Here is a 15,166-nt window from a genome sequence, read left to right on the forward strand (position 1 = left end):
CGAGGAGCCTATGATTCCAACAACGGACACAGAACTTAATTTATTAAAACCGAAAATCGCCGTCCCTGCTCTCAAGGATCATCTGATCCCAAGAGACCGGCTGCTGGATTCAGTTACCGAAGGGGTAAAGGGCCGGATTACGCTGATTTGTGCGCCTGCAGGGTTCGGTAAAACGACGTTACTGGCTCAATGGGCGCATGCCCGGGTACAGCACAGCGCCTGGGTGACCTTGGATCGCCTGGATAATGATTGGCTCCGATTTTGGCGATATATCGTTCATGCGCTTGCATCCGCCGTTCCGGACCGCGCCGGTCGTCTCCTGCCTCTGGTTCATATTCTTCCCAGCGCCTCCATCAGCACCTTTCTGGATGCCTTAATCAACGAATTGTATTCGCTGCCTGGTCCCCTTTCTCTTATCCTGGATAATTATCAGCAGATAGACGAGCAGCGGATTCATGATAGCCTTTCGTATTTCATAGACTACTTGCCCCCTGCCATGCATATAGTGATCTCCACGCGAACGGAGCTGCCCTTCTCTACTGCAAAATGGATGATTAGGGAGGAGCGTCACGATATTCACGCCCTGCAGCTTCAGTTTACCCAAGAGGAAACCGAACGGTTTTTCCTGAACATGCCGAGATTGAACCTGTCCAGCCCGCAAATCGAACAATTGGCGCTGCGAACGGAAGGATGGGTTACCGGATTGCAATTGATCTCTATAGCGCTGCGCTCCGAGAGAGACTATGACCGGTTTATCGCGGAATTTCAAGGAAGTCACCGCAGCATCTCGGATTATTTGTTCCATGAGGTCCTATCCAAGCTGCCGGACGATGTATATCGCTTTGTGCTGGCCACCAGCGTGCTGGATCGGATGGATCTGCGAATATGCGCTGCCATATGCCCTGACTTGGACAACCTCACTATGCTCGAAACCGTTAAGCAGCTGAACCTGTTCCTGGTCCCGCTGGACGACGATAACCAATGGTTTCGCTACTATCCGTTGTTCGCCCGGTACCTGCGGGAGCTTTTGCAAAAAACAGATCCCGGCCAGTGGCTTTTATCCAACAAGCGGGCCAGCATGGAGAACGCCAAACGGGGGTGGATGGACGAAGCTATCGATCATGCGTTAGCTGCCGAAGCGTATCCGCTGGCGGAGCTTTATTTGGAACGGCATCTGCCTGCGGTTCTGCAGCGGGGTGAGGTGGTCACCCTTCTTCGCTGGCTGGAGAGCTTCCCTGCTGACTTCGACCTGTCGCTCGAAACGCTGCTTCTGCATTCCTTTGTTCTCATGCTGACAGGACAGCTGCAGCGCTCCGATACCACACTGGATACAGTGGAGGCCGGATGCCTGGGATTAGACGATACGGCAAGACGGAGGCAGCTGCAAAGCGGCATCCTGTTCGTGAGATCGAACATAATTGTTTCTACCGGGGCATTCGACAAGTGGCTATCCTCCAAGGATAGCCTGCTGAACGATATGCTGCCGGCAAATCCGATCTACTACGGCTTCAACTACAACATAACCGAGCCGCTGGTAAGAAGGACTTCCCTAGGCCTCAAGGGACAGCTGTCGAGCGATACCGAAGCGGTCGGCAAGCTGTTCATGGGGGTGCTGGAGTCGCATGGCTGGCAGCATTCGCTCATTCATTTGTACGTGAAGCAGTCGCTTGCCGAAGGATATTACGAGTGGAACAAGCTGGACAGCTCCCGTGAAGCAGCCTCCTTCGTTGAAGGGGCTGCCTTAACCAAGGCAACTCCCGGTCTGATCGTACCGCTTCGCATTACGCAGGCTCTGCTTCACGCAACGGAAGGCAGGCCACACGTGGCTCATTCCATCATCGAGGAAGCAATGGAAAAGTCACGCAGCGAATTCGGCACCAACTGGATGCATTGGATGAACCTGCTGAGAGCTTTCAAAGCCCGTCTGTATTTGAGGGAAGGACAATTGGCCAAGGCCAGGAAGGAGCTTGCCCCGCTCGAGCTGTCCATCAAGGACAGACCTACCTTCAGCCGGGAATTCCAATATGTCACCTTTGTCCGTCTGCTGGCTAAGCAGCGCAAGGAGAAAGAAGCCCTTCGCCTGCTCGAGCTGCTCAAGCCTCAATGCGAAAGGGAGCAGCTTGTCTCGAGTCTGTTAGAAATCAGCAATCTGCAGGCGCTTCTTGAATATCAGAGGGGACATCGCAGCGATGCTCTGAGCCATCTTCATGAAGCGCTTCTAATCGGCGAAAAAAACCAATATGTCCGCAGCTTTCTGGATGAGGGGACACCGATGGCGGAATTGTTGTCCCTCTATGCCAAGCAAGGTCCGCCTCAATCGGAAGCCGGCAGGGGCAGAAGCCCAGTCTCCGCGGCTTACGTCGCCATGCTTTTAAGTTTGTTCCCGAACGGGGAACGTCCGGCAGCCCAAGCCTCCTCTGCTTCGGACGTGTCCTTAAGCCGCAGCGAATTGAATTTGCTCCGCTTGCTCCGGCAGGGAGCCACTAACAAGCAGATCGCCGCAGAGCTCTTTTTATCAGAGGGGACGGTCAAGGTGTATCTTTCACGGCTATATGAGAAGCTGGGAGTCTCCTCCCGGACTCAGGCTCTGATAGCGGTGCAGGAGCTGCTGCTGCAGGAGGACGACGAAGCTTAAGCGGGCTCTACCCGCTGCGGCTTTAACACAGCTGCGCAGCTGATTCAGGTGATATGCGCAGTTATCACGCTAAAAAAGGCAACCCGTCGTAACCCACTTACGTACGGATTGCCTTTTTTAATGCTTTTCACAGGAAACGAAAAGCAGTTTTTTTCAGCTCATTCTTTCGTATTGACATCCAGTATATCGAGCAAAAAGACGAAGATCGGAATCCCCAGAATCAATCCCCATACCCCCAGATAATGCTCCGAGAAGACAAGAACAACGAAGGTATAGAACATCGGAAGGTTCATTTTGGATGACATCAGCTTCGGGTTGAGCAAGTATCCTTCCAAGGCATGCAGGACGGCGATCATAACAACGACATAGATCACCATCGTCAGTCCGCCGATATTGTACCCGATCAGACATAACGGAACCAAAGAAACCACAAAACCAACTACAGGAACAAGGCTCAGAAGAAAGATCATGATGGACAGCGCAAACAAGTAAGGGAAGCCTAGAATCCACAGTCCGATAACCGTAAATACCGTATTGCAGATCGCAATCAACAGCTGGGCTTCGATCACCTTGCCGAACGACAGGATGAACTTTTTGCCGAAGTACTCCAGTTCCTCGTACAGCCAGGACAATTTGCTTGTTTTCATCCGGGATGTGAATGCAGCAATGCGGCTTTTCTCCAGTACGAAGACAAGACTCAAGATTAACGACAAAATGAAGGTCGTCCCCCAATTGCTGATTCGAAGCACGTACTCAAAGCCTTGCTTGACGTAAGCTTGCAGATTCAAATCCTTCAGCGTTTTGTAAATGTAACGGGAAAACTCGTCCTCAGGCGCAGGCAGAGCCGTAAAGGCAACCAGACTGTCCTTCAGCTGCTTGATTTGAATAAATACCTTCGGCACATAATGAATGAGTGCGAAAACTATCGTAGCGACAAAGATCAGATACAGCAGAATAATAATAACCTTGCTGTTCACCACAACATACTTGCTGATTCTTTTGGATACGACCTTTTGCAGGCTATGCATGACAAAAGCGATTAAAAAGGTTAGCAGCACCATGTTCAGCATATCTCTTATACTAAACAGCAGCAGGCAGACAACCGCAAGAATGGAAAATCGTCTTACCGTTAAATTTGCAAAAAAGCGCCTCACATTGTCCATCGATTCATCTCCATTCCAGTATCCCTATCTTAGTGTACAGCAAGGAAAACCGTTATAGCAATGCCTTCCAAAAGAGGAAGCTGCATCGAATTGGAATAAAAAATCCAAGCGGCCCTATCCCGTAATTCCCAGCCTGTCTCTATGAATACTTCTATTGTATTTACGTTCGTTCTGGTAAACTGGATGCATAACATTTACTTATTTCTATTGAAAAAGGTGAGGCGTTCATGATAGTAGCATCCGATGGAAGCGGAGATTTCCGCACGGTTCAGGAAGCGCTGGACCGTATACCGGACGACCGCTCTGAGCCGGTTGTCATTTATATAAAACCTGGAGTTTACAAAGAAAAGATTCATGTGGAGAAGCCTGGGGTCCATCTCATAGGTGAAAGCGCGGAGCGCACGATCATAACTTACGATGATTATGCCAGAAAAACATTCCCGAACGGTGAGCCTTATGAAACATTTCACTCCTACTCCTTTTTCGTTGGAGCCGACGATTTCACAGCGGAACGGATTACGTTTGAGAATTCGTCCGGACGCGGCGCCCTTGTCGGTCAAGCTCTCGCAGCCTATGTGGACGGAGACCGGGCGGTGTTCAAAAACTGCCGATTTCTCGGCCATCAGGATACGCTGTTTACCGGACCTTTGCCTCCGGCTCCCATGAAAAGAGCGCATTTCGGCGGACCGCGTGAAGGTTATCCCCGCAGAAACGTACGACAGTATTATGAGCAGTGCTACATCGAAGGCGATGTCGATTTCATATTCGGCTCGGCTACAGCCGTATTTCACCAATGCGAGATTTTTTCCAAACGGCGCCTGGGTGAAGAAGATGCGCAGGAGTTCCCGGCGGATTCCGTTCACGGCTGGCTGACGGCTCCCTCTACCCCGGAGGAGGTTCCTTTCGGCTACGTGTTCCACGAATGCCGTCTTACCAGCGATGCTCCGGCACAATCCGTCTATCTGGGCAGACCATGGAGAAACTATGCCAAAGCCGCCTTCCTGCACTGCTGGATGGGTGAGCATATTCACGCGGCCGGATGGGATAATTGGAACAAGCCGGAGAGTGAGCAAACGACTGCATTTTGCGAGTATCGCAACCAAGGCCCGGGAGCCGCGGCCGAACAGAGGGTTAGCTGGTCGAAGCAGCTGACGGCAGAGGAAGCCCAAGCCTACGCTGTCGACAAGGTATTGGCTGGCGGAGATGGCTGGAATCCCGCTTCGGTCTAACCTCTGATTCTGACGGCGCAGGCTTGAACGGGGATTCCGCCCCGTAGGTTAAAAAAAATAGCAGCCCCGAAGAGGCCAATAGCCTCCTGGAGCTGCCTTTTTTTTATTAGTGGATGTCCTTTTTCTTAAAGCGTCCGCCCTTCACGTCGTGAATGTTACCGATAGCGAGAAATGCATTCGGATCATGCTCATCCACAATCGATTTCAGCTTCGCTTCCTCCAGACGTGTAATAACGCTGAAGATGACCTTCTTGTCATCCCCGCTAAAGGCGCCCTCCCCATTCAGGTAGGTTACGCCGCGGCCAAGGCGGAAGGTGATCGCCTGCCCGATCTTTTCCGATTCATCGCTGATGATCCATACGGATTTGGATTGATCCAGACCCTCAATCGTAATATCGATCATCCGGAACGCAATGTAATAAGCAATCAGGGAATACATCGCATGATCCCAGCCGAAGACGAAGCCGGCGCTGCTAAGAATAAACAGGTTGAAGAACATGACGATCTCGCCTACGGAGAACGGTGTTTTTTTGCTGAACAGGATAGCGACAATCTCCGTCCCGTCCAGGGAACCGCCCGAACGGATGACAAGGCCTACGCCGATACCGAGAATGATACCGCCGAAGACGGCCGCAAGCAGCGGATCCATAGTGAACGGCTTGATCGAATGCAGCAGGGAGCTGCCTATAGACATAATAAGAACCGAGAATAAGGTCGATATCGCAAAGGTTTTCCCAATCTGTTTGTATCCTATCATCAGAAACGGCAGATTGAGCAGTACGAGAAAAACGCCTAACGGAATATTCAGCAGGTGCGATAAAATAATCGATATCCCTACGATACCCCCGTCAATAATATGGTTCGGTACAAGCAAAATTTCCAGACCTACCGAGAATATTGCCGATCCGAATACCATGAAAAAAATGCGCTGCAGAAATTTAGTGCGGGTTACTTTTTGATGCTGTGCTGCAATTTGTTCTTGTGATAATGGCATGTTCGTCATTGAAATCCCCTCTTCTTACACTTATTCATTCCTACTTTGCGGTTAGGTTGGAATAAGCGATGCCCACGTAATCCGAGGTATATTTCAGAGGGGCCAGCACGGCCTTCTTAAGTATTTTGGGTATTTTGGATCGCAGGAAAATAACAAAGGTAACTATCAATAGCAGGTAGCATGGATCGGGACTCTCTTTGTCGAACCAAGGTACCGGAGGAATCAGAACGGGAACCGAAATCTTGGTGGCTTCGGGCACGACCCGCATGAAAGCAGGCGTTTCGTTGAACTGGCTCAACATATTTTCTTCGAATGTCAGGTTTTGTGAGATGGGAGGGGTTAATGGGAACAGAACGAAGCATACGACAAACCAAACCAGGATGATCCACTGGCGGCTCCGCCGAGATATGAACATGCTGCCCCCTCCTTTCGTATTTGAATATCCTATAGGAGTAGTTAGAATTGGATTAGAGAAATAACACTATCTTAATAATATACCGATTTGCCTCTTGTTGTAAAAAAAAATGTTGCCAGCAACCGTATAGGATCGAGCTAAGCGCTTGCATGCGCCGCTTTTTCCCCTATACTCTGTTACGGCAACCTTCCGTCTATCGTTCTTCCTGCTGATTCATTCCTCCAGGGGTATCCCTATTCCGGACCCGACAGCCTCCCGCACATAATACTGGGCTATGGCAATATCAAATACGGCTAAGCCCATCGGATTGAAATAGATCGGCTCCTCCGCATCATATTCAGATAAAGCATTCCGGCATACCACGTCCGCTATCGAGCGCGTATCGGATTCTTGCAATTGATATTGCAGATGAAGCTGCTCCACATCGGTATTCTCACGGCATACTTCCTTCCAATCGTCAATGATGATCGCCTTCAACCGGGCTGCGCTGGCAGGCTGATAATCCCGCAGAGATACATTCAGCAGCAGCGCTCCGGGCGGCGGCGCCTCATCAATATACCGCTCGGGTGCTACAGTGCATGTAGCGAATATATCCGAGCTGCGGTATACTGTACGCCAGTCATCGGCAATGACTGTCATCTCCCGAACATCTGCCGGCACCGAGCTAGGGTCGATTCCATTCAAGTCAAATAAAGCGACCCGCTCCAGCTTATCGCCAACCACCTGCTTAACCATCTCCAAATGAAGCCGGCCGATAGGCCCCCAGCCGATAATGCCGACTCGCAACGAGTCCTGTCTTCGAGCTGCAAGGTAGGCGCGAAGCATGAGCCCGCTGACGGACGCCGTACGAATCGCGTTCAGCATACCGCTATGGATAAAGGCAAGCGGCTTGCCCGTGGAGCTGTCATTCAGCAGAATCGTATTATGAGCACGAGGAAGCCCTTGCAGACGGTTGCCCGGAAAGCTGGCAATCCACTTGATGCCGGCAATGTCGAAGCTTCCGCCTACATACGCAGGCATCGCGATAATCCGGTTCGCGGGCTCATCGGGAAACCGCAGATAAGGCTTCAACGGATGTGCCGTACGGCCGGCATCCTTTAACCGGATGACCTCCTCTATCAATCCAATCAGCTTACCCCAGTCGACCCCTATCTCACGGATGTGGCCGTCGTGCAAATACAGCATGTATTGTCCCTCCTACACAGAATCCGGATGAAGGTCCAGCTCCGTTCGAATCCACTCGTCATTGTAAACCGTGTTCAAGTATCTCTCGCCACGATCCGGCAATATCGCAGCACATACCGAGCCCTCCGGTATCATGCCTCTGCATTGGCGGATAGCGGCTATCACGCCGCCGGAGGATGCCCCTGCCAGAATGGCCTCCTGACGGACCAGATCGCGGCAGCCCTTAACGCAGTCCTGATCCGATACATAGACTACATGATCGACCATATCGGGACGATACAAATCCGGTGTAATTCCTGAGCCGAGGCCGGGAAATTTACGCGGACCCTTGGGACCGCCAAATATCATGCTGCCTGCCGCATCCACCGCAATGATGCGCGTCGTCCACTGGCGGCTGCGGATATATTCCATGCATCCCCGGATCGTACCGCAGGAGCTGACGCCGCAAAACAAATAATCGATAGGGCCTAATTGATCCCCTATTTCTTTCATCGTCGTTTCGGCATGCGCGAGGTAATTGTCCGGATTGCCGTACTGATTCGTCCAGTAGCTGTTCGGTATTTGCTTCAGCAATTCTCCCACCCTGCGAAGCCTTGCGGGCAAAAATTCTCCGGTTGCCTGATCCGGCTCGGACACCAAATCAATCTCTCCGTGGAAAGCGCGAATCATCCGCTTATGCTGCTCCGTGGTACGAGGATCGACAACGCTAATAAAGCGCAGCCCCAGATAACAGCACAATTGGGCCAGACTGATCGCCAGATTGCCCGAGCTGGATTCGATCACCACACTGCTGCTTGTGACCTCCCCCCGCCGGATGGCTTCGCGCAGCATGAATAGAGCCGGTCTGTCCTTGGCACTCCCGGCCGGGTTCATCCACTCCATCTTCCCGAATACGCAAAACGATTCGTCCCTGAACAACTTGCGCAGCTGGATGAGCGGGGTGCCCCCGATTGTTTCGGCTATGCCTCCTTCGAGCTCCATCTTCATCCCTCGATCTCATAGCTTATTTTTTTGTTTTTGACGGAGCCCCGATGATCCGAGTCGTCGAAGTCCGCTCCAATGACCTGGATGCCTTGCAAAATTCCCGCGCGAATCATAGCTCCAATTTCCGGAATGCGATTCTCCAGATCGGCCCGAATGCCCTCCAGAACGCTCCCCTCCGCATGGGGGCTGTATATATAGACGGCAAGCGAGTTCCCTGTTACTTTCACGCGTACACTGGCCGTGCTCAGACGGCGAAAAACGGCATCTTCGATATCGTAGATGCTAATTTTCTCTCCGTGCTTTAAATCAGGCCCGATTCGCTTCACTATACTTTGAAAGCTTTGCCGCGAGACGCCATCGACCAGAATGGGACGTAAATCGCGTACGACATCATACGTCACATACCTTATGGCAGGAAACGATTCCCTGACGGTCGAAGTAAGCACGAGCACCTGCTCATCCGGTTCTGTCAACGGCTCCAATCCATCCCCGACAGCCTCGGCGGCAACCCCCTCCGCGAGCAAACCCTCCGTGAACAAATATCTTCCATGCTCATGAGAAAAGTACGCAATAGTTCCTATCTCAATAGAACCGTACGTATCGGTAATTTGCTGCACATTCAAGCCCAATCGTTCAGCCGCACGCTGGATCCACACCGGCGAAGCCATCTCGCCTACAAGAATGACGTGGCGGATTCCATAGGACTTCGGATTGTCCGATGCAAGCAGAATACGCTCCAGAATGGAGGGCATCGTATACAGCACCTCAGGCTGAAATTGCTCTAGCCGCGCCAAGTGCTCCTCTATCGGCAGACGAAATGACACGGATTCCGCTTCCATCCCGAGACGGCGGAATACTTCCACCGCAGTCGCTTCCGCATGGCCCGTACCCATATCGGCCAAAGCTCTGCGGAACCCGCCGTATCCGACCAGTTGGCGGAAAACATCCAGCTTGATCTTCATATAAGCTTCTTCATCCGATTCGGAGTAATAGATCGTTTTGCGGCGATTGGAGCTAGTTCCGGACGTTCGATAACGGTACAAATCACTCCTTTCGGACAGCGGATTCTGATCGTTGTAGTAATACTGTTCCAACAGCGCCGCCGTAACCAGCGGCAGCTCCTCCCACTCGCCAGCGTTCATCCTCTCCCCGGCTGCAGCAGCATACCAAGGGTACTGCCGTTTCATTCGCTCTAAAGTCAGCCGAAGCTCTTCAGGGATTGACACCCGCCTCCTCCCCTTTCCTCACAGCATATTGCCCCAAGATTCATACTTACTGTATGCACCCCTGGCAACCCGTGTTCGTCCATCAGCCCATTGCGATGGGGAAAAGCCAGCTGCAATCACCTCTGTACATCCACCACCGTATGATATAGCGCAAGTCACATTAGCTCAGAAATGAGGGTTCAACCGTTGATCAAAATAACGTTCATATCCAGCAAATGGGAAAAGACCCGGGTCGTGCTGCAGGACCGGAGATTGGCAAGTCACGTCCCGATCACTCGCCGGTTGTCGCGCAAGCTTCTGGATGAGATGCTCAATCGCTACCGCATGGTCTACGTGAAGCCCGAATCAGGGTCTTTGGGTATCGGGGTGATGCGAGTGGACAAATTAAAGAAGGGCTATCGGTATCAAAAAGGAGTACAGGCCTTCACCTTCCCTACGTTTCAAGCCATGTACCTGTCTCTTAGCAAGCACATAGGGAAGCGGAGCTATCTGATTCAAAAAGGAATTCACGTGCTGAGATACCGGGGACGCCCCTATGATTTTCGCGTAGTGATCCAAAAAAATCCGGCCGGCAGGTGGGAACGGACCGGGACCATTGCGCGGGTTGCCCATCCCCGTAAAATCGTCAGCAATGGCAGCCAAGGCGGTACGATTTTCATGCCGCGGTCGCTGCTCGTGCCGGCTGCCGGAAAGAAGCAGACCGCCCGAATTCTTGCCGATATGGACCGTCTGGCTTATCTGACCGCCGCCCAGTTTAGCCGCGCTTATCCCGCGATGAAAGAGCTCGGGCTTGATATCGCCATCGATCACCGATGGTATCCATGGATCTTGGAGGTGAACACCCGTCCAGATCCTTGTCCGTTCACCAAAGTACCGGATACATCCATGCTCCGCAAAATAGTAGCCTATGCAAGAGCCTACGGCAAACGGTATCGCCTGAAATGCCTCAAGGCTCAAAAAGCCCCCTCAGGCCGCCGATAATCCCGCATTTTTGCGGATTCCGCCGTTAAACCGGCAAAAAGGGAGCCAACCATTATTCATGGCTGACTCCCTTGCGGCAGTAATTTATCAGGGCCGTCCGATCGTTCCCGTAGATGCATTCCATACATAATGAAGCTGCTGTCCGCTGCTGGTCAGCATAAAGTGCAGCTTATCACCTTCCCAATAGTACGTATGGGTTCCTTCCACGCTCGTATCGACCATCCGTTCCTCAAGCGGTATGCTCGCCTTCTTTTCCATATCCAGCAGAACGATATGGGACCGGAGATGTGGAGCATCATCGGAGAAAAGATCCAGCGCCGCATAACGTCCATCCGGCGAGACCATGATGCTCTCCACGCCCACGTTGCCCAGACCGGCTATCGTTTGAATATGGGCCAGCTCCTTAAACGACTTCGCGCCTATATCGTATTGGACAACCTTCACAGAAGCCTGCTGGTTATGGGAAGGGTCCTGCAGAGCTTGAATCGTAAACACAACCTGCTTCTGCTTCGTCGTATAGGCAAGCGAGGCAATGCGGAAGTCTCCCGCCGGGCGCAGCTGCTGCGGAATCGCCGCTTTGGAGAACAGCGCTTCCCGCTCCCCTTTCGTCCTCTCCACCACAATCGCTCCATCCCTTTGCTCGCTTATGAGCACGCCGTCTTCTCCCGGAGTGCTGCCTACCCTTTCAATTAGGTAGCCTTTGTCCGACGGGACCATATAATACCGGGAATACCCTACCGAGTAATCCGGGTTCGCCGTATATGCCCGCGTTTCCTCCACATCGACATACGGTTGATGGTTCTCCGTCCCTGTCCCTATGATCGAGAAGCTGATCTGATGAGGGTTGGAGGTCGTCATCCACTCCTGATTTCCGGCGAGAAGGCTGCGAAGAAATACATCGTCCCGGAGAATGGCCGCATGATTAAAGGCTCTTACGACCTCCTCGGTCTGCAAGGAAGCGGCAGAAAGATCGATGCGCATCACGCTTATGCCTTGTCCTTCCACATTCCGTCCCTTGAGAACGTACAGACTATCCGATTCTTTGCTCCACACCGGGTTGTAATAGCTGAACAAACCCGAATGAACAAGCACCTGAGGGATACCTCCCGGCTGCAGCGAGCTGACCCATTCCTGCTCATCCACGGCTTCGTTAGGCGTATTACTGGTCACCGACCGCTTCGTCGCACCGTTTACATCGGCAATCCATACCTGATCGACACGATCCTCGACGGATGCACCCGGCTGAAGCTCCCGGCTGGTTTCCTCCGTCTTCACATAGGCAATGTATTCTCCGCCTGGGGACACCGATGGGAACCGTCCGTTATCAATAACGGTCTCCTGCCCGCCTTGCAGCTCTTTGCGGATGATTTGCGGCTCGTCGCCCACTCTTTTTTCAAATACGATAGCCTGTTCCTGGCTTGCATAAGACGGTGCTGATCCGTCGCCCAGCTTTTTGCTCTGCATGGTGTCCAGATTCAGTTCATAAATGCCGGATTCCTTGACCATAAAGCCATGCTCCGGGCCCGGCTGTGTAACCTTCTTCACATAGAGGACGGAGCGTTCATCCTTCCAGGAGGGCTGTTCATAATAAATGTCGTTCTCCTGCTTCAGTAACACCCGGTACTGTCCGGCAGACAAATCATAGATAGCCAAATCGCCCTCGGAAGCGATAATGAGGCGCTTGCCGTTCGAATTGATCTTGGCGCTGCTCACTTCCCGGGCAAGCAGCTGATGGAATCCTTGGCTGTCGTAGGCAAACAGACCTTTACCCGCAATTGGAATGTATACCGTGTCCTTGTACTCCGTAAAGTCGAGCGGGCTTCCCGAGCCGATATCGACAAACGAAATCTGATTCTGCACCTGCAGCGATTGGGCTGCTACGCTCCGAATCCCTTCGGGGCCCTGCAGCGTAAACGTACAGATGCCTATGAGTACAGCCGCCGCTGCCGCGGCCATTCCCCACCGGCGAAGGCCGAACCTTCTTCTTTTGGGCTTAACGAACTCCTGTCTGAGCCGCTGCTTCAGCTCCTCGTTTACCGGAATGCGGTCCTTTAGAGCTTGCAGCGACGGTTCCAACCGGCTGTCATCCATTTGCTTTCACACCCTCCAGGCAGTTTTTGACAAGGATACTCATTTTCTTGAGCAGGCGAAATGCGCGCATTTTAATAACCTCTTCCGATTTGCTCAAGACGTCTCCGATCTCACGATGCTTAAGCCCTGCAAAATATTTGAGCTTTACAAGCTCACGATCCTCCTCCGGCAGAAAAGCCAGCACTTTTTGCAAGCAATCCAGCTCCTCTTCCTGCTCAACTTCAGCAGCGAACGATTCCTGGGAAGCCACCCGCTCCATCTCCTCGCCCGTCGGCACATCCTTCCTTCTTCGGTAAAAATCAATGACCGTATGGCGCGCGATGGTGAAGAGCCATGCTCTGGCATTGGAATGGTCCTGCAAGGATTCATACTTTTCAAAGGCTTTGCGAAAAATTTCGCTCACTATGTCGTCGGTATCCCACTTATTGCCCACCTTGCTGTAGACATAGCGGTATACATCGTTAAAGCATCCATCATATATGAGGACAAAAGGCTGTTTCAATCATGGCTCCTCCTCTCACATCCATAACAACGCAGCCGAACGAAAAAGGTAACCGGGAACATCCAAATCATGTTCAGCGTACCACATCAGTCCTCCCGGGTTAAGCAGGATTGAAGGCACAATAGCGGCAAAAAAAAGCGAGACCGCCCTTTCGGACGGTCCCGGTATGTTATATTTGCTGAAGCTTGCGTTTCTCCGCCTTGCGCGCCTCTGAACGCGATAGGCCTAAGGATGCTGCGGCTGTCGCAGCTGCGACCGTCACACCGGCCGCCCCTATCCAGCTGATAGACGTTAAGGAGGCTTGCTCCACGACAACTCCGCCGATTCCGGCGCCTGCCGCCATGGCCAGCTGTAGCACGGAGCTGTTCAAGCTAAGCATAATCCCCGATGCCTCCGGCGCCTGCTGAATCAGGTTATACTGCTGGGTCGGCCCGGAAGACCAGGCGGCGAAGGACCACAGCACGAGCAGCGGGAGCGTAAGAGCCTGGGATTGGCCCGCTACGGAGATGAGAACCAGCGCTGCCGCATGAACCAGCATGCCTCCGATCAGCGTACGGGGGACTCCCCATTTGTCCGTGCTGTAGCCCCCGAATTTGGAGCCGAGCAAGCTGGCGATGCCAAATGCGAATAGCCCGATGCTCACGCCCTGCTCGCTCATGCCGGTCACCGTGAGAAGGAACGGAGAGATATAGGTGTAAGCAATCGCATAACCGGCGATCCAAAAGAACGTGATCAGCAGCGCTACCGCAATTCTCGGCTCTCTCAACAGGGCCAGCTGCTTGCCGATCGGCACCGGCTCTTCGCCTTCCGACTTAGGAATGGTGAGTGATACGGCAAGCATAGCAAGCAAGGCGAGCACACCAATGCCTCCGAACACCATCCTCCAGTCGTAGAAGGACGCCACGACTCTGCCGATCGGAACACCGACAATCAGCGCGGTGGAGAAGCCCATAACGAGTGTGGCAATAGCGCTCCCCTGCTTCTCGGCGGGTGCAAGCTTGGAGGCTACCGTCAACGCGGTTACCACGAATACGCCGGTACTTAACGCCAAAACGATTCTTGAGGCGACGAGGAATGTGAAGCCCGGTAATATCACGGCGATGGCATTGCCGAGAACGAAGACGCCAAGCGAATAAAGCAGCAGCTTACGCCGTTCCAGGCGGGAGGTTACTGCCATTAAAACCGGTGTCCCAAACGCATAGGCAAGCGAAAATACGGTAATAAGCTGCCCTGCGGCGGACACAGGCACCCCGATATCCGCAGCCACCTTATCCAGTATTCCGGCAATAATGAATTCCGAGGTGCCGACCAGGAAGCTGACGGCCGCAAGCATATAAATTTTCCAAAGATAGGATCCCATTGTATTGCTCCTCTCTCCACTATTATTTTTATATTTCTATAAATATTGAAATAATACTTAAAAAAAATTACTCCAGCAAAAAAGGCGCGTATTTTTGTGCGATTTCACGGTTCACGCTGTAATAGATGTAGGTACCGTCTTTGCGAAGATCCAGCAGTCCGCAGTCTGTGAGCTGCTTCAGGTGATGAGACAGCGTTGAGCCGGCTACGGATTCCAGCTTGCTCATAATATCCGAACAGCACAGATTCCTTTCCTCTGTCAGCAGCAATGCAATCTTGAGCCGTGTCGGCTCCCCAAGCGCCTTGTAGACTTTAACGGCCTGCCGTACCTCTGCATTATCCTCGACCATTCTAATCTCACCTTTGCCATTTCATTATTTCTATATGTATTGAAATATAAGG

The 15,166-nt window shown here is 52.4% G+C and carries 13 protein-coding genes; 3 read left to right on the forward strand and 10 right to left on the reverse strand.

Annotation, left to right across the window (positions count from 1 at the left end):
• Positions 1-10: 10 nt before the first annotated feature.
• Complete coding sequence (locus B1728_RS28170) at positions 11-2,635, forward strand: winged helix-turn-helix domain-containing protein (RefSeq protein ID WP_079913755.1); 2,625 nt, start codon at positions 11-13, stop codon at positions 2,633-2,635.
• A 158-nt stretch (positions 2,636-2,793) separates the two neighbouring features.
• Here B1728_RS28170 and B1728_RS28175 read toward each other — a convergent pair whose 3' ends face one another.
• Positions 2,794-3,798, reverse strand: a complete 1,005-nt coding sequence (locus B1728_RS28175) for an AI-2E family transporter (RefSeq protein ID WP_079913756.1) — start codon at positions 3,796-3,798, stop codon at positions 2,794-2,796.
• Positions 3,799-4,025: 227 nt separating this feature from the next.
• Between B1728_RS28175 and B1728_RS28180 the strand changes: the two genes are divergently transcribed.
• Positions 4,026-5,027, forward strand: a complete 1,002-nt coding sequence (locus B1728_RS28180) for a pectinesterase family protein (protein WP_079913757.1) — start codon at positions 4,026-4,028, stop codon at positions 5,025-5,027.
• 106 nt (positions 5,028-5,133) lie between these two features.
• Here the strand turns inward: B1728_RS28180 and B1728_RS28185 are convergent, their stop codons facing one another.
• The 5 genes from B1728_RS28185 to B1728_RS28205 form a co-directional block, all read right to left on the reverse strand.
• Entirely contained in the window at positions 5,134-6,021 is an 888-nt protein-coding gene (locus B1728_RS28185) for a YitT family protein (RefSeq protein ID WP_079913789.1), read from the reverse strand.
• Between the two features lie 40 nt (positions 6,022-6,061).
• Positions 6,062-6,436, reverse strand: a complete 375-nt coding sequence (locus B1728_RS28190; RefSeq protein ID WP_079913758.1) for a hypothetical protein — start codon at positions 6,434-6,436, stop codon at positions 6,062-6,064.
• Positions 6,437-6,649: 213 nt separating this feature from the next.
• Entirely contained in the window at positions 6,650-7,621 is a 972-nt protein-coding gene (locus B1728_RS28195; RefSeq protein ID WP_079913759.1) for a 2,3-diaminopropionate biosynthesis protein SbnB, read from the reverse strand.
• Between the two features lie 12 nt (positions 7,622-7,633).
• On the reverse strand, positions 7,634-8,608 hold the full coding sequence (sbnA, locus tag B1728_RS28200) for a 2,3-diaminopropionate biosynthesis protein SbnA (RefSeq protein ID WP_256865541.1): 975 nt from the start codon (positions 8,606-8,608) through the stop codon (positions 7,634-7,636).
• The gene (locus tag B1728_RS28205) at positions 8,605-9,831 is read right to left on the reverse strand and encodes a phenylacetate--CoA ligase family protein (protein ID WP_256865542.1); all 1,227 of its coding nucleotides are present in this window, start codon (positions 9,829-9,831) and stop codon (positions 8,605-8,607) included. Before B1728_RS28205 ends, sbnA begins: the two co-directional genes overlap by 4 nt.
• A 186-nt stretch (positions 9,832-10,017) precedes the next feature.
• On the opposite strand from B1728_RS28205, the gene B1728_RS28210 reads away from it, so the two are divergent.
• Positions 10,018-10,812 (forward strand): YheC/YheD family protein, encoded by a 795-nt coding sequence (locus B1728_RS28210; RefSeq protein ID WP_256865543.1) that lies wholly within the window; start codon positions 10,018-10,020, stop codon positions 10,810-10,812.
• Between the two features lie 87 nt (positions 10,813-10,899).
• Here B1728_RS28210 and B1728_RS28215 read toward each other — a convergent pair whose 3' ends face one another.
• The 4 genes from B1728_RS28215 to B1728_RS28230 form a co-directional block, all read right to left on the reverse strand.
• A complete protein-coding gene (locus B1728_RS28215) occupies positions 10,900-12,903 on the reverse strand; it encodes a TolB family protein (protein WP_079913761.1) in 2,004 nt (667 codons plus the stop codon).
• Positions 12,896-13,405, reverse strand: coding sequence for an RNA polymerase sigma factor (locus tag B1728_RS28220; RefSeq protein WP_079913762.1), 510 nt, complete (start codon positions 13,403-13,405; stop codon positions 12,896-12,898). The genes B1728_RS28215 and B1728_RS28220 overlap by 8 nt, the downstream gene beginning before the upstream one ends.
• Positions 13,406-13,574: 169 nt before the next feature.
• Positions 13,575-14,765, reverse strand: a complete 1,191-nt coding sequence (locus tag B1728_RS28225) for an MFS transporter (protein WP_079913763.1) — start codon at positions 14,763-14,765, stop codon at positions 13,575-13,577.
• Positions 14,766-14,832: 67 nt separating this feature from the next.
• The gene (locus B1728_RS28230; RefSeq protein ID WP_079913764.1) at positions 14,833-15,114 is read right to left on the reverse strand and encodes an ArsR/SmtB family transcription factor; all 282 of its coding nucleotides are present in this window, start codon (positions 15,112-15,114) and stop codon (positions 14,833-14,835) included.
• Positions 15,115-15,166: the final 52 nt, after the last annotated feature.

Source organism: Paenibacillus sp. 32352, assembly GCF_002042965.1.
Classification (GTDB): Bacteria; Bacillota; Bacilli; order Paenibacillales; family NBRC-103111; genus Paenibacillus_S; species Paenibacillus_S vulneris.